Annotated in this window: 16 protein-coding genes; 5 read left to right on the forward strand and 11 right to left on the reverse strand. The window is 43.0% G+C overall.

Features of this window, described 5'->3' with window-relative positions:
- The first annotated feature begins 265 nt into the window (after positions 1-265).
- The 3 genes from BAU14_RS05990 to BAU14_RS06000 all read left to right on the forward strand — a co-directional run bounded on the left by BAU14_RS05990 (position 266) and on the right by BAU14_RS06000 (position 3,331).
- Positions 266-1,282, forward strand: a complete 1,017-nt coding sequence (locus BAU14_RS05990) for a LacI family DNA-binding transcriptional regulator (RefSeq protein WP_161899179.1) — start codon at positions 266-268, stop codon at positions 1,280-1,282.
- Positions 1,283-1,594: 312 nt separating this feature from the next.
- Positions 1,595-2,974 (forward strand): MFS transporter, encoded by a 1,380-nt coding sequence (locus BAU14_RS05995; protein WP_161899180.1) that lies wholly within the window; start codon positions 1,595-1,597, stop codon positions 2,972-2,974.
- A gap of 159 nt (positions 2,975-3,133) precedes the next feature.
- A complete protein-coding gene (locus BAU14_RS06000; protein WP_161899181.1) occupies positions 3,134-3,331 on the forward strand; it encodes a hypothetical protein in 198 nt (65 codons plus the stop codon).
- Between the two features lie 103 nt (positions 3,332-3,434).
- On the opposite strand, the gene manA is transcribed toward BAU14_RS06000, so the two are convergent.
- From manA to BAU14_RS06020, 4 genes are all read right to left on the reverse strand, one after another.
- Positions 3,435-4,388 (reverse strand): mannose-6-phosphate isomerase, class I, encoded by a 954-nt coding sequence (manA, locus tag BAU14_RS06005; RefSeq protein WP_161899182.1) that lies wholly within the window; start codon positions 4,386-4,388, stop codon positions 3,435-3,437.
- 86 nt (positions 4,389-4,474) lie between these two features.
- Positions 4,475-5,509 (reverse strand): serine hydrolase domain-containing protein, encoded by a 1,035-nt coding sequence (locus BAU14_RS06010; RefSeq protein WP_202622169.1) that lies wholly within the window; start codon positions 5,507-5,509, stop codon positions 4,475-4,477.
- 148 nt (positions 5,510-5,657) lie between these two features.
- Complete coding sequence (locus BAU14_RS06015) at positions 5,658-6,488, reverse strand: VOC family protein (RefSeq protein WP_202622170.1); 831 nt, start codon at positions 6,486-6,488, stop codon at positions 5,658-5,660.
- A gap of 159 nt (positions 6,489-6,647) precedes the next feature.
- Entirely contained in the window at positions 6,648-7,058 is a 411-nt protein-coding gene (locus tag BAU14_RS06020) for a DUF4430 domain-containing protein (protein WP_161899184.1), read from the reverse strand.
- A 284-nt stretch (positions 7,059-7,342) separates the two neighbouring features.
- Between BAU14_RS06020 and BAU14_RS06025 the strand changes: the two genes are divergently transcribed.
- Entirely contained in the window at positions 7,343-7,861 is a 519-nt protein-coding gene (locus BAU14_RS06025; RefSeq protein ID WP_161899185.1) for a hypothetical protein, read from the forward strand.
- A gap of 78 nt (positions 7,862-7,939) precedes the next feature.
- Here BAU14_RS06025 and BAU14_RS06030 read toward each other — a convergent pair whose 3' ends face one another.
- From BAU14_RS06030 to BAU14_RS06060, 7 genes are all read right to left on the reverse strand, one after another.
- The gene (locus tag BAU14_RS06030) at positions 7,940-8,968 is read right to left on the reverse strand and encodes an aromatic acid exporter family protein (protein ID WP_161899186.1); all 1,029 of its coding nucleotides are present in this window, start codon (positions 8,966-8,968) and stop codon (positions 7,940-7,942) included.
- A 216-nt stretch (positions 8,969-9,184) separates the two neighbouring features.
- Positions 9,185-9,853: a DUF624 domain-containing protein gene (locus BAU14_RS06035; protein WP_161899187.1), complete on the reverse strand. Its 669-nt coding sequence runs from the start codon at positions 9,851-9,853 to the stop codon at positions 9,185-9,187.
- A 47-nt stretch (positions 9,854-9,900) separates the two neighbouring features.
- On the reverse strand, positions 9,901-10,641 hold the full coding sequence (locus BAU14_RS06040) for a carbohydrate ABC transporter permease (RefSeq protein ID WP_237580428.1): 741 nt from the start codon (positions 10,639-10,641) through the stop codon (positions 9,901-9,903).
- Positions 10,642-10,766: 125 nt separating this feature from the next.
- Positions 10,767-11,669: a carbohydrate ABC transporter permease gene (locus tag BAU14_RS06045; RefSeq protein WP_161899189.1), complete on the reverse strand. Its 903-nt coding sequence runs from the start codon at positions 11,667-11,669 to the stop codon at positions 10,767-10,769.
- A gap of 127 nt (positions 11,670-11,796) precedes the next feature.
- A complete protein-coding gene (locus BAU14_RS06050) occupies positions 11,797-13,068 on the reverse strand; it encodes an ABC transporter substrate-binding protein (RefSeq protein WP_161899190.1) in 1,272 nt (423 codons plus the stop codon).
- A gap of 64 nt (positions 13,069-13,132) precedes the next feature.
- Entirely contained in the window at positions 13,133-14,284 is a 1,152-nt protein-coding gene (locus BAU14_RS06055) for a glycoside hydrolase family 88 protein (RefSeq protein WP_161899191.1), read from the reverse strand.
- 62 nt (positions 14,285-14,346) lie between these two features.
- The gene (locus tag BAU14_RS06060; protein ID WP_237580427.1) at positions 14,347-14,745 is read right to left on the reverse strand and encodes a hypothetical protein; all 399 of its coding nucleotides are present in this window, start codon (positions 14,743-14,745) and stop codon (positions 14,347-14,349) included.
- A 186-nt stretch (positions 14,746-14,931) separates the two neighbouring features.
- On the opposite strand from BAU14_RS06060, the gene BAU14_RS06065 reads away from it, so the two are divergent.
- Entirely contained in the window at positions 14,932-15,978 is a 1,047-nt protein-coding gene (locus BAU14_RS06065) for a LacI family DNA-binding transcriptional regulator (protein ID WP_161899192.1), read from the forward strand.
- Positions 15,979-16,035: the final 57 nt, after the last annotated feature.

Genomic DNA, 16,035 nt, shown 5'->3' on the forward strand with positions numbered 1-16,035 from the left:
GCTAGATTGATCGGTATCCTCATTTTCATATTACGGACGTTGCGCTGCTCTTTTTTACTACTTTTTTAGATCAACGAACACCAAAGATTATTTCTCGTTGCAGTAGTAACTTGTCACAGGTTTTGCTATTATTAAAAGAGTTTGGAAGCGAAAACGCCCCCATTTGCCCTCAAACAGGCATTGACGAGCCTCTTCCTTCCCATTTTTCCACTCCCGTCACTTCAACGGGAACCTTCAGAAACATGTTGAAAAGAGGTGAAGTTTCATGAGCATCACCGTTAAAGATGTTGCAAAAAAAGCCGGCGTTGCAACTTCCACGGTCTCACGGGTAATCAATGACCATCCTAGTATTTCCGAAGAGACCAAGCGCAAGGTCCGCAAAGTGATGGAGGAGATGGGCTATGTTCCCAATGTTGCCGCCCGCAACTTAGGTAAGCAACAAGCCAGCTCCATTGGGGTCATCTTACCACCGCTAGACACGAAAGAACGGCTAGGTAACCCCTTTTATCTGGAAACTATCGAAGCCATTAACGAAGAGGCCAGTCTTTTCCAAATGTCGGTGGCAGTCGCCTCCGCACCGGATTTTGAGACTTTACTGGCCAACGTCACGCGCATGCATTTGCAAAAACAAGTGGACGGGTTTATTTTGACGTATTCCGACAATCACGACCCAGTCATTGACTACTTGTTTACCCATAAGATTCCCTTCACATTGATTGGACAACCCTACAAGCATGAAGAAAAAATTGTTTTTGTAGACAATGACAACCAGCTTTTAGGCAAGCAAGCGGCAGAGTTTTTGATTCAACGAGGCCACCAGCGGATTTTATTTGCCACTAATACTACTCGGGAAAATCTCTACTTTGAGCGTTACTTTGGCTATCAAAAAGCGCTGATGATGGCTGGTTTACCAACATATCCAGCCGTCAAATTTGAAGAACCGGCTGATTTCGTCTTTTTTGAAGAAATCCTCAAAAAAGATCGTCCCACGGCCCTAGTGGTCATCGATGATTTATTTGCCGTTCGTATCATGCAGTTGGCCAACATGTATGGCTATAAGGTACCTGATGATCTGTCAGTCATCAGCTTCAATAACTCCATCTTTTCCACTTTAACTCATCCTTATATCACCAGCATCGACGTGGATGTCGCTCGCTTGGGAAAATTAGCTACCCAGAAACTGATGGATCAGATCAATCACCAGCTGACAGATGGTATCAAAGTCATCGTCCCTCATAAATTAATTGTCCGAGAAACAGTCATCCAAAATGAAAAAGAGTGACCCTGGATAATGAAGCAAGGGGCTGAGCTGCTTGCCATTTTTTGACGGAATAGCTGGCTCCAGCTAAAGAACGGCCGCACCCGTAAAAAAAGCTTCCTTTTTCGGAAAGTTTTCAAAAAAAGTTGACTCTTTCTTGACCAACTCCGAAAAATTTAATAGAATAGCAAACGTAATCGTACAGATAACATCCCCTTGTCTTGAGGCGATGTCGAGAGAGAGGCGGTTTCTATGAAAATAGAAACCACTCTCTCTTTTTTTGTCTGCTGGTTCATACCAGATCGTACGAAATTTGAATCAACGGAAGTGAAACTGATGCACAAAAAACCACAATTATTATTGGCGGTCCTGGCTACTGGAATCATGTCTTTTGCCGGTGTTCTGATCGAAACCGCCATGAATGTCACCTTCCCGACACTGATAACTGAATTCGGGATTACCACCGGACAAGTCCAATGGGTCACCACGATTTATCTACTGGTGATTTCTGTGATCGTCCCTTTGTCGACTTATTTACTGAAACACTTTTCTTTGCGCCGCTTGTTTTTAGCCGCTAATCTCTTTTTCATCGCCGGCTTGCTGATTGACTTTCTTTCTCCTAGTTTTGCAATTCTCCTCTTGGGACGCTTGGCGCAAGGAATCAGTACGGGGATCGCCTTGCCATTGATGTTCCATATCATTTTGACTTACTCCCCTATAGAAAAACGGGGAGCAATGATTGGCGTGGGTAATTTGACGACCTCCATTGCCCCGGCTATCGGTCCTACTTATGGCGGGATTCTCACTTCAACGACGGGCTGGAACTATATCTTTTTGTTTTTGATTCCGGTATTATTTATTTCTTTGATTCTTGGTCTCAAAGCCATTCCCGAGATGCCGGCTGTTGGTGGCGGCACGCTGGATTGGATAAGCTTGGCAGGAATCACATTGATGTTTAGCGGTTTTCTGCTGTTCTTGGATCAAATCACTTCGGTCTCCGGAATGATAGCACTGCTGGTAGGAATCGCGGGCTTTTATCTCTTTTACCGCCGCTCCCGTACCGCTAAAGAACCGCTTATTCGACTGGAAGTTTTGAAAAACAGCAGCTACCGGCTCTTTTTGGCTGGCTTTCTCGTGTGTCAGTTTCTGCTTTTGGGAATCAGCTTTATCTTGCCGAATTACGTTCAGATTGTCATGGGTAAGGATGCCTTTGTAGCCGGTTTGATGATGTTACCCGGGGCAGCTACCGGGGCGATTTTAGCTCCGTTGTCCGGACGATTGTTGGATACTATCGGTGCGAAAAAGCCGATTACTATCGGTCTTTTACTGGCTGCAATCGGTTGGCTAGCATTGACGCTATTTTTGCAATGGCCGCTTTTAGCTGGCTTTGTGGCAGGACACGTTTTTTATATGATTGGAATCGGCTTATCCTATAGCAACATGATGACTACCGGGATGAACGCCATTGAGCAATCGCAATACACCGACGGCAATGCGATTTTCAATACGCTCCAGCAGTTTTCCGGTGCAGTTTCTACAGCCATTGCTGCGACCATCATCAATCAAGTCCAGCACCATTCTGCGGACTACCGCAACGGAACAATTTTAGGCTCCCAACTAGCAGCAGCTTTTCTACTGATCCTGTTGCTTTTCATCCTAGTAGCGGTTCTACGTTATTTCCACAACGCTAGCGACTCCGTCAAAAAATATTCTTGAATTTTGCCGAAACGCCGGCTCCTTACAACGACTTGTCGGGGGCCATCGTTTCTTTTTTTATGCATTAGCGTTTATAATAAACTTGAGGAAAGAGTCCCTGTATTTGTATCTGATAGTTGAACTTGCCGACTGCTCTTCCAGCAGAAAGGAGTGCTCAAAATGAAAATACGGATCCTACCCTACTTGTATTATTTGTTGTTCGCTGCGCTGGCTCTGCTCCTGATTTATCAACTGGTCACAAAAGGAGAGATTGGTTGGGACCCAGTATTCATGACACTAGCCATCGCGTCTGCCATTGCCTTTGTCCACTACATGCTGATTTTGACCCGTTCTAAAAAAGGCCCTTCAGAAGATTGATTGTCAGCTTTTAAATGACCTTATACCAAACAAAAACGTCTCAGTACCGCTTGTTGAAAGCTTGCGGTACTGAGACGTTTTATTTACTGTTCAGAAGCTCTGTTTACTCTTTAGTGCCTGGTTCAGAAGCGATAATATCGCAATCACCTTCTACTCGCCATTGGCTGATGCCGTTTGGAATGATACAGCTGGTTCCTTTGGCCATGTCATAGCTCTTGTTGTCTACAATCAGCTTGCCAAAGCCATCAATCACAGTCATTAGCGTATAAGCCGCGCCAGCTTTCAAATCCAATGAACCACGGACTTGCCATTCGTAGACGTTAAAGAAATCAGTCTTCAAATAAGTCACAACAGCTGACGAACCGTGTTTCACTTCAGTCACATTGGTTTCTGGTGTCAGCGCTGGAACGGTGGTAACATCGATTGACTGTTGGATATGCAATTCCCGCGGATTGCCCTGATCGTCTGTTCGATCATAGTCGTAGACCCGATAAGTCGTATCAGAACTTTGTTGAGTCTCTAAAATCATGATTCCTTTGCCAATCGCGTGGATTGTTCCTGATGGTACATAGTAGAAATCACCTTTTTTAACAGGTACTCTCGTCAACAAATCATCCCAACGACCGTCATTGATCATTTCTGCCAATTCTTCTCGGGTTTGGGCATGATGACCATAAATAATCTCTGCTCCTGGTTCAGCATCGATGATATACCAACATTCTGTTTTACCAAGCTCACCTTCGTGTTTCAAGCCGTAAGTATCATCTGGATGGACTTGGACAGAAAGATCATCTTCCGCATCCAAAATCTTAATCAACAGCGGGAAGACCGGCTCTGATTGATGCCCAAAAAGTTCTTGATGATTTTTCCATAGATCATCCAGCTGTTTGCCGGCAAACTCACCATTCTCCACCACACTAACACCGTGGGGATGCGCCGAAATCGCCCAATCCTCACCAATTTTGTCAGAGGGCAATTCAAAATTGAAGACTGTATGCAGTTTATTTCCGCCCCAAATCTTCTCTTGGAAAACAGGTTTCATAAATAATGGTTCCATATACGTAGAAAGCTCCTTTCAAATTCGTCCTGAAAGATCCAGGACGCAAACGTTTTAATCACGATCGAAGATATTATAACATTTTTTTACGACTCTGCACCCCGTTCTTTTTGGTACACATCAATAAGTTCATCCCGCTCTTTCAAGTAAACTTCTCGACGGTCTGTCGGATGAACGCGATTGCTCAAAAACACGAAAGCCTCTCCAACGGCGACATCAATTAATAAAAAAGTACCGGTATAGCCAGTATGAAACAAAGCAGGTGTTGCCTTCTTTGATGCACCTGGGCGCAAGTCCCACCCCAGGCTACGATGGCCAAGACCACTAGGCGTCTGGTCTTGTTGCAGCAGTGCCACTGTCTCCGGTTGTAAATACGATCGCCCATCCGCTGCTCTTCCGTGGGCTAAAAGCATCCGACAAAAAATCAACAAATCTTCGACATCCGTGAAAAGCCCAGCATTTCCGGCATGTGCTCCTAAAATTCTCGCTTTGGGATCATGCGTTACTCCCCGCAACACTTGATTTTTTGATAGTCGCTCAGTTGGCACGATATCTGTCAGCTCCCCTTTTTCGGGAAGAAATCCGCTATGGTCCATCCCCAAAGGCACCAATACTTCTTGACGAAAGACCTCAATTACCGGCCGCTGATAAAGTTCTTCCAGCATAAATCCCAATAAAATTGTCCCCGCATCAGTATATTGCACCACTTGTCCCAAGCTACTCCCTGGTTCTAGTGCCAGGTATGCCTCGCGTAAGTCCTCTGCTGACAAACGATCTCTATTTGCAATCCACGTCCGAATATCCGAGGTATGGGTCAGCAGATGTCGAAGTGTGATTCTTTGATTCTTAAATGCCGGAAGATATCGTTGCAAAGGGTGATCCCAATCGATAGCCCCTGCCTCCCAAAGCTTAAGCAACACTGTCGTCGTACAGACAACTTTCGTCAGAGAAGCGACATCAAAACGTTTGTTAGGCGTCATTTTTTCTTCCGTTGGAAACACCTGGGCTAGCCCTTGAGCTTTTACCTCTTCTCCTTGCTGATTAATAAAACCATATACCACGCCGGGATAGATACCACTTAGACGTTTAGTCATAATCAGTTGTTGTGTTTGTTTATACAAAAGACCGTCCTCTTTCCTTCTTTATTAAAAATCGACCACTTTCTTTGTTCTCATCTTTTACACCACTGCCACTATCTCAAATTCCACAGTTTCAAAAATGAGGCAGCACAAATAAACTGCTGCCGTTTTTTCGACAACAGTTTACTGATTATTTTTTTCTGACGAACCACCATTCAAGACCAGTAGGATCGTAAACAGTCACGATGCTTCCTCGTTTATCTTTATAAAAGCTTTGTCCTAGAGCTTCCAAATGAGTAGCCAGCGCCTCAAGATCTTCCTGACTGAGACGGAATTTTAGAAAGTCCAGTCCTAGAACTTTATCTGTCGGCAACTCTACTGTACCACCACGGGCTTCAGTAAGGCCAATGTGAAATAACCCTTCATTAAGCACATGGATGCCAGCTGTTTCGTCTCGTACTTCAAATCCCAACACCTCCGCTAAAAAGCGGCTTTCATCTTCTAACACAGCAGTATTTAGATGAAGCTTATCAAAAAAGACACAATCAGACAGCACTGGAAACTCTCCCGCTGCTTTTGCCAATAACTTTTTGCGGTTCAACGGCTCAGGCTTACCTGACACCGGCTGTTGATTTGCACCGTAGTACAACTCTAACTGATTGCCTTCGGGATCCTCTAGCAAGATACCCATCACACCTTCGTCATATAAGGCATCAATGATGGGCCAACCAGCCCCTTCAATCCGACTTAGAACATCCGCCATTTCTCCTTCAGACGGAATCACCAAACAGATTCGGCGCAGTTTTTTTACCTCGCCGAAATAGTCTTCTGCCCGCGGACTTTCTTCCAGCCAGAGACTTTCGTTTTTGTTTTTACTATTGCCCATGATGGCTAATTCATTTTCTTCTCGCTTCAGAGTAAAGCCAATGACATCACGGTAAAACTGGATCATCGCATCTCGGTTTTTTACTCGGATTGCAACTGTTTCAAGCTGCGTTTCTTTCCCCAATTTGAATTTCAAGTTCTCCACGCCCCTCTTCTTTTTCATTTTACTGAGAAAAGGGCAATCCGGCAACTTTTAACCCTTGTTATCCGAAAGCTGTTACCAATAAAAATGCCACAGTAAAATAACTTTGAAACTTAGACATCTTACCACCTATTCAAAGCTGTCGTAACCTGCTTACATACTACTTAATTCGAAGACCACCGTATCCTTGTCATTGAGAACGTAATCTTTTGCTCCTACAGTCGCTTCGGCTCCATTAACAGTGTACATCCAGTATTTTCCAGCCGTTTCGTCTTGGGATTTTCCATCAATTTCGGTGATAAACCCTTTATCATCTTTGATTTCAAAGCTGTCTTTTAGTGCATCAAACACCGAAGTTCCCACGGGCACTTGGATATTTTTTTCAACCAGCTGTTTTCCATCTTCTTTAATTTCAATCGTCACTAGTAGTTTTTGTGCTTCACTGGTAGTCGTCGTCCCTGCCTGGGAAGTATCTGCCATCTGCTTATCATTCCCGGTACTACAAGCGCTCAATACGCCACCCATAATCAAGCTGGATACTGCAATTAGCCATTTTTTCTTCATTTTATTGCCGCCCCCTTTTTGCTAATTGTACCGAAAAGTGCTGCCGCTGAACAGACAAGCAATCAAAAAGATACGACGATTTATTTTTCTACGATCATTGATGAGCTAAAATTGTCAGCACAAAGCTCCCTTCTTAAAGATATTTCATCTCGTAATTTCACGAGGTGGACACAGACTTACCGAATATTTCACAACTGCTAAATCCCTTTTACCCTTTGCTTGTGATATAATATTCTAATTACAAGAACTTTTTTATTTGCAAAAAACAGCAAGGTGGCCCGCCTATGAAACCGATTATTAAAGAAACACTCAAAAAAAAACAGGGAATCGACAAAGCACTCTACTTTTTATACGCCTATAAAGAATACTTTATCGGTATTTTAGTCGCATTTGCCATCCTTCTTTTTGTCTATTTTGGTTACGCTTCACGAACAGAAGTAATCCTTGATGTTAAGATCATGACTGAAAGTAATCAAGATGCCGGCATATCTCTGGAAATGGAGAAAGCGTACAACGATCTATTAAAACCAGCAGGTAAAGAAAAAGTCCAAGTCGATATCTCTAATCTAGATGATCCACAATCACAGCAAGTTTTCGCCAATCAACTTGCCGCCAGAGAAATAGATATCATTTGGATGCAGGAATCCTATGTTGCTGACTTTATTGCCCGCTACGATAACGATGATATTACTGCATCTGATCTGTCTTTTGAAAAAGACGGCATCACCTATGTCGCTCGAATCATCCCCAAAGCACCGCATCAGGAGGCTATCAAAAAAGTGATGGCACTCTATCGTAAATAAGCCACATACATTTAGCCACAAAAAACCAGCCACTTCCTGAGCATATTTCTCGGTAGTGGCTGGTTTTTCGACTCTTTTTTATGACCCTAGAGGTATTCGTTGCAACTCTTGTGGAAGTGCCAATCCAGCAACAAAACGCTGTTTGAACTTCAGGAATTCTTCTAAATCCATCAAGATATGATACAGCCGCGCTTTACTTAAAAACTCTTCTCTGGAGCCTGGCAAGTTTTCTTCTTGGATCTGCAAAATCAACTGATCCAATTTGGCCAACTGACTTTCTGGAGCATCCATCTTTGGCAGATGATCGATAATATCGTCCAAAAAGCCAGCGATAATCTGTGAATCACTTTGAAATACGCGGATTTTTTTCATTTCGTAGTGTAGATTATGGAGAACACTACACTGTTGCAGACGCATTTCAAAATAATCAACATAGTAATTATCCATGTTCGGTAGCCGGTTTTGCTGATATTGAAAGGCCGATTTGGTATGCAAAAGAATATTTTTTTCCAATTGAATAATATCTTCCCATACTTGATTGTTTACTTCCGGATCCTTTAAATATTCCGAAAGCTTCATAAAAATCGCACGCATTTTCGCTTCAGTAAGCGCTGCGGCCTGATCCAAGTAGCGCTTTTGACTTTCATAATTTTGAAAGTAGTTTGCCAAAACGGCAATCAGCAAACCAATTAGCAAAAGCATTAACTCATTGAGTACCAGTTCAGAAGTAATATTTTGCTCAGGGTTACGAAGAAAATGACTGACAAAAACTGCATTGACTGAAAGCGTCGTCAGCAAACTGCGCAGACTCAAAAAGAAAGTCACAATCACCATCACGATTCCATAACCAATCCATTCCGGTCCAACTAGCAAATGGATCACCCAGCACAACACCACCGTCGCAAAAAAGGTCGCAATGCGATTCACTCCCAGTCGAAAGGTCTCCGTCTTAGTACCGGCGATAGTCAATAAGGTGATAATCCCAGCAGATGAAGAAGACTCCAATTGCAACAGCTCTGCCAAATAAATCGAAACAGCACTACCAATACCAATCTTCAATGCATAAAAAAGGTGATTACTAATGGTCCAACGTCGTAAAAAGTTCATACAAAAAGGCCTCCATTTCTTTGGGGGTCTGCAAAAGGGACAAAGCAACTGATTGATTTCTCATTATACTTCTAGTTTACACGATTTTTTTGCTCATTAAAAGATTTTTGTAAAACGCTTTCTTTTTCTGCATTTTCCTGCATGCAGCTTCCTACCAAAATAAAAAGAGATACCTTCGTCAAGTAACGAGTCGGTATCCCTTTTGACAAATTGCCCTTATGAAACTTGCGTCTGTTTATGCAGCAAGCCGCAATTCAAATAAATCAGCCCTAAAAACAAAGCGGGGGTCAACAGCCAGCCAAATTGTGGCTTCAGCAACATCAAGCCAATCATGGCAACAAACAAGACCGTATTCAGCAGTGAAAAATACCATTTTTTAAAGGTGTAGAATGCAGCAATTCGCAAGACATCCTTAACCCCGGAATTTGGATTGCGCACTTGAAAATACCAGCAATTTAAGCTGAGGGCAGTCGTCAAAATTCCTAGTAGTAAAAAGAAAGGCACTACCCATTGACCATTTGGCAGCGAGGCAAAAAACAAGATATCTGTAAGGGAAACTAAAATTCCGAACCAGCCAATCAACCAATAAAGCAAGCCCCGGGCAGCAAACTGCCGGTAAGCGCGGAAATAAAAGACAACAGGCTCGACATCCCCTTGTTCTTTGAACTCATTTAGCAGTGCCAACAACGCCATCAGTGCTGGCCCGGCAAACAATCCACATATGAAAAATGCCGGCAGATTGCGGACATCAATGGCTAACAATAGCCCAGCAGCCGTAAACGGCAGTGCCGCCAAAAGTGTGCACAGATTGCCTATCAATAAAATGTACGCCCAACGAAACATTTTCATATAGATATTGTCTTCAAACTTCGGTCTGCGAAACATTGTCTTTCCTTCTTTCCTGGTCTTTACCGATAAACCAATAAGCTCCTTTATTCTTTCATCCCTGAAGTGGCAATACCTTCTACGAAATACTTTTGCATTGACAAGAACAAAAGGGCTACCGGCAAAATTGAAACGACTGATGCCGCCATAATCAGCGCGTACTCAGCATCGTAGAGACCAACGAACATTTTCAGTCCCAGCTGGATCGTCTTGTTTTCCGTGGAAGACAGATAGATAAATGGTCCCATATAATCGTTCCAAGTATTGACAAATGTGATGATTGTTAAAGAAGCAATCGCCGGTTTTGTCAAAGGCAACATGATTCGTCGATAGATTCCCCACTCAGAAAGGCCGTCAATCCGGGCGCTTTCACAAAGAGAGTCGGGGATACTGCTATAATACTGCTTCATCAAGAAAACACCGAATGCACTAAAGGCTTGCAACAATACCAGTGAAAGCAATTTGTCCGTAAGGTGCAGATGACGCATCATGATAAATTGTGGAATCATATAAGATTGCCACGGCACTGCGATAGTTCCGATATAAGCCAGAAATAAAACATCCCGGCCCTTAAACTGCATTTTTGAGAATCCATAAGCGGCAAAACTAGAAGTAAACAGTTGAATCAAAGTGATGGCGACACTTAAGATAGCCGTATTTTTGAAAAAGGTCATCAACGGAATACGATCCCAAATGGCACTATAATTTTCCGGATGCCAAGTTTTAGGAATCCATTGAATAGGAACGGAAAAGACTTCGTTATTTGTTTTGAAGGATGATGAGATCATCCAGAAAAACGGGATCAGAGTAAAGAGTGCCAACAGCGTCAGCAGGATAAATGTGATCGCTTTCCCCACTTTAAACCCGGATTGAGATTTTGGTTTTGAAACATGCGCTTCCATTGTGCTCCTCCTCACGCGTTTGAATTTCTGCTTTCCCATTTGAACTGGATCACAGTGACGCCTAATACAATCACAAACAATACCAGCGAGATGGCTGAAGCATAACCGAAGTTAAATTTCTTAAAGGCTTCATTATAGATCTGATATACCAAGACGTTGGTTGCCCGTCCAGGACCGCCATCGGTCATTACCTGCACTAGGTCAAATACTTTGAAACAGTTGATTACCAACATGATTGTCACAAAGAAGGTCGTTGGTCGCAAAGATGGAATCGTGACATTCAAAAACTGTTTCCATTTGCCCGCACCATCCATTGAAGCTGCTTCGTACAATTCCTTTGGTATACTTTGCAGACCAGCCAGATACAAAATCATGTAATAGCCCATGCCTCGCCAAACAGACACGATAATGATCGCAAACAATGCCCAGTGAGAACTAGAAGTCCAACCTGGAGGGTTTTCGATAAAGTGTCGCAAGAAGCCATTGATTGGTCCCATAGTCGGATGAAACAGCATGTTCCAAACGACGGCAATCGCAACCAGCGAAGTTACGTAAGGGAAGAAAAAGGCTGTCCGGAAAAATTTCATTCCTCGGATCTTCTGATTCAGCAAAATAGCCAAGGTCAACGAGCAAATCAAAGTCAGCGGTACGACCCCGAAGGCATATAAAAAGGTGTTTTTCAATGAGATTTGAAATGTCGTATCACTCAACATTTTGGTAAAGTTTTTAATTCCAACAAATTCCGGTGTCGTAAAAGAATCCCACTTCATAAAAGCCAAAATCAATGAGAATACTACTGGAATCAGTGTGAAAATGAAAAATCCGATAAAATTCGGTGCAATAAACGAATAGGCAGTCAGCGTATTTTTACGTTTCAAGCTTTTCGATTTTTTGCTTTTCTGTACATTCTCCATACATACTCCTGTTCAAGATACTTCCTACCATCTTCAGGAAATATCCTCAACAGGCCCTCCCTTCTTTTTGAGGCGATTAAAGATCACGCCCGGTTTCAGATGACCCGAAACCGGGGCGCGAACAGACTTACTCTTCCGCTTTGACGCGGCTTTCCATTTCTTTGATACCATCTTTTGGTTTGCTGTCGCCGGTCATGATCAAGTCATGTTCTTCTTGCAAAATCTTGTCGATAGCAGAGCCGTTTTCATCGATTGGGAATTCCAATTTAATGGTGTCTGGTTCAAAAGCCTTCTTAGAAACTTCGTCAGTAGGCATGCCTTCAAGACCAAAGTAGATCTTATTGACTTCATCGGTACGGAAGGAAGGAACAACCCCGACACCAGCTAAGATTTTAGCCCCTTCTTCACTGGAAGCAAAATCGAGAAATTGTTGTGCGCCATCTGAGTTTTTAGCATTTTTGTTGATGGCAAATGCCGTTGGTGAACCAAAGGTAGTAATCTGGCCTTTTTCTTTTTGAGGAATTGGAGCAATCGCCCAATCAACGTCTGTGGCGCCGGCTTTCTTCTGATTCATAACACCAGCCATGTACCAAGTACCCATGTACATCATGCCAGCTTTAGAACCTTCAAATTGAGAAGCGTAAGTCACTTTAGTGGATTTAGCTGTACCAAAGTCCATCTGTGATTTGTCATCTTGCATTCGCAATGCCCGATCATAATAGTCTTCCATGAAACCGTAGTCTGGCTTCACTAAGTTGCCATCGTTTTGCGCAGCAGCGATTGCTTGGATTGTAGAACGCCAAGTATGTTGATAAGCACCGTATACTTCGCCGTCTTTTTTAGACATTTTCTTAGCAGCTGCTTCGTATTCATCCCAAGTCAAGTTGGAAACGTCTGTGATGCCAGCTTCTTCCATCATTTTTTTGTTATAATACAATACCCAGAAGTCGGTACGGTAAGGTTGAGCATAAGTTTTACCGTCGATTTCATACATTTTATAAGTTTCATCAGCTGCTGAAGTGTCAATGTCTTTGATATGGTCAGTCAAGTCTAGCAACTGATTTTTTAAGGCATAATTGGAATATGAAAGCAGGTTCTTCATGGTCAAAATATCAGTTTGATCGCCACCAGACAACATGGTCGTTACTTTTGTATCATAGTCATCTGCTGAGATATCGACTTGCTTGACGGTAATACCAGTTTTTTCTTTAAATGCATCAAATAGCGCTTTAAATTCCGGTGTTGTTTCGTAGTTCCAAGTAGTAATCGTTACTTCTTTGGAATCAGAACCGCCTTTGCCGCTGTCTTTAGTTGAATCGTCTTTTCCACCACAAGCCCCCATCGTTACTGCCATTGCCAACAACGCTGCTGCGGTCAAACCTTTTTTCCACATCTTCATTTACTTTTCCTCCATATCTTTTTTGATTACAAAGGGCTCTCAGTCCCAAATGCCTTTTGATAAATTACCAATAGCTGTACCAGGAGATCGACAAGCAAACCAACGCTTCCATATAATAATAGTCGCCCCAAATCATACACTCATTAACACCTTTGTCAGACTTCTTGTCATAGACTCCCTCCATCAAGATACCGTTTGACTCTGGATGTTTTTTAGTGGTGTAGTTGTCTTTCAGACTTGTCAACATCATCAAGGCTGCCACTTCATAGCTATCGTGCTTCGGATCAGACAAAGGCAACTGCCGTGACAATTCCAAAAGACCGCAGGCCGCAATCGCTGCTGCCGAGCTGTCACGCTCCTCGCCGCTACCATCGCCGAAAATCAAATCCCAATAAACTACTTGATCTGCCGGTAAATGATCGATAAAGTAATCAGCCAAGTGTTTCGCTGTTTCTAAGAAGCTCCGATCACCAGTGTGCAGCCAGCTTAACGTGAATCCGTAGATCCCCCAAGCTTGTCCCCGAGCCCAACAAGAGTCATCTGAAAAGCCTTGTTGCGTACGACCATATTTAGCAGCACCGGTAGTTACATCAAAATAATACGTGTGATAGGTAGTAAAATTATCTCGTACGATATATTTTTGTGTTTGTTTTGCGTGGGTATAAGCCGCATTCCGATAGGATTCATCACCAGTCACTTCACTCGCAAAATACAACAGCGGCAGATTCATCAAGCAATCAATAATCATCCGTCCTTGTTGCTGGGGATCGTTAAGGTCGCCCCACGCTTGAATAATTCCCGCTTTCGGAGAGTAACGTTTCATCAATAAGTCAGCTGCTTTGACAGCCAGCTCTTTTGCGGCCTCGTTGTGATTTACTTGATAATCGGCAATAGCTGATAAAACATATAAGAAACCAATATCGTGGGTTTCCAAGGCAATCTCATGATCCAGACGATGTTTGAAAGAAGCCATCTGATGCATGATCGTCTCATCAAAATCGCTGCTACCGGTGTATTCCTTTGCCAAAAACAACATTCCTACCCAAAAGCTGGCTGTCCAATCTGTATTTTCTTCCGGTATATAAACCAGATTCTCGGAAGCCGCGGGTGGTACCAGATTGGTAAATTCTTTTTGGTTTTCCCTGATCTTTTTCAGGATAAACTCAAGTTCTGACGGCAGCCATTCCAATGCGAAAGGCGTCCTTTGATTTGCCATGTGCTTTTTCTCCCCTTTGACGATCAGCGATCATCTTCATATAATTATAGAAGCTTTCGAAATTACCGATCAGCGTCTTCAATCAACTGCCCTTTTAGAAACCCGTAATACTCACCGTATACGTTTACATATTGGCCCACTTTAAAAGCCTCTGACTGTTCATTGAAAACTTGGATCTTGGCTTCGCCGATTTCCAAAATGAACCGATCACCTTTTTCAAGGGTATCTCCTTTACGATCTTTTCGAAGAATTTTCCCAGTACAGCGAATGTAACTGTTCAATGGGATCTCATCTTTTACCAAGTCTTCTTCTGAATAAACAACGGCTTTTTCACGTAAATTCATTTTACTGTTTTTAGTAAAATCTTTTTCTTGTGAAGAAAGTGTGCCACTAGCGGAAGAACACCCGGTTAATAAGCCAACCAATAAAAGTATACCTAATTTCTGAAATCGTTTCTTCATGACGTCACCTTTTTTAAAACGCTTTCTTGATTTTTATTTTACTTTGTTTTTACCAAAACTACAAGCCTTTTAGTAAAAATAACTCAATTTGTTTTTACTAGCTTGCACTGGAATCCCTTGCTTTTTTTTACTAAAATAGGCATACTGATATTAGATGTCCTATATGGAAAGTTTGGAGTGAGCAGTATGGCAACGATTACCGACATCGCGAAGGTCGCCGAAGTATCTATCTCAACCGTCTCCAGGGTCTTGAATTATGATCCTACCTTGTCAGTGACCGAGGATACGAAACGTAAAATTTTCGAAGCGGCTGAACAGCTGAATTACACAAAGTTCAAGAAAAAAAAGAAAAATGCACCTGCTGCCGGCAAAAAAACTGCTCCGACCAACAATCGAAAAATCGGTGTTTTTCAGTGGCGGAGCGATAACGAAGAGCTGGACGATATTTATTACATGTCGATCCGCTTAGGTGTGGAAAAAAAAGCGGCGGAGCTGGGCTATGATCTGCTGAAGATTCCTACATTGGAAGACCAGTCCATCGCCAGTGTAGATGGTTTAATCGCTATTGGCAAATTCAAACAGGAAACCCTCCATCGCCTCAGCAGCAAACATCCGAAACTGGTCGTCATCGGCAGTAATTTCCCGTTGGAAAACTACGATTCCGTCAATAGTGATTTCACTCAAGCAGCTGAACTAGCACTTCAACACCTGATTGATCTTGGACATAGAAAAATTGCCTTTCTCGGCGCCGAAGAGACCGCTAATATGTATGGTTACCGCCGTTATAAGACACCGACTACCAATACCTATATTGACTTCATGACCTTCAAAGGACTATTTGAACCAGACTATTTCATGGTGGAGGAAAATGGGCGTTTAGATGTTCAAACCGGCGAACGTTTAGCCAAAAATGCTCTCGACCAGTGGGGCGAAAAACTGCCCACTGCCATCTTGGCTGCCAACGATCCGGTAGCTATCGGTGTAATTCACACCTTGATTCAAGCCGGACTGCGTATTCCGCAGGACATCAGCGTGATGGGTATCAATGATCTGTCAATTTCCCGCTATGTTTCGCCGCCTTTGTCTACCGTCCGAGTATTCACCGAAGAAATGGGTGAACAAGGGGTTGATCTGCTTCATATGCAGCTGACTAACCCGGAAATTTCGCGACGTGTTTTTTTCGGTGCTGAACTGGTCAAACGACGTTCCACTGCTGCTCCCCGTAAATCCTAGTCCGCTCCGCCAGAAATATAACAGAGATCCTTCATTTCAACAAGTTTTGCATAGAAA

This window comes from Candidatus Enterococcus leclercqii (assembly GCF_009933135.1).
Taxonomy (GTDB): domain Bacteria; phylum Bacillota; class Bacilli; order Lactobacillales; family Enterococcaceae; genus Enterococcus_C; species Enterococcus_C leclercqii.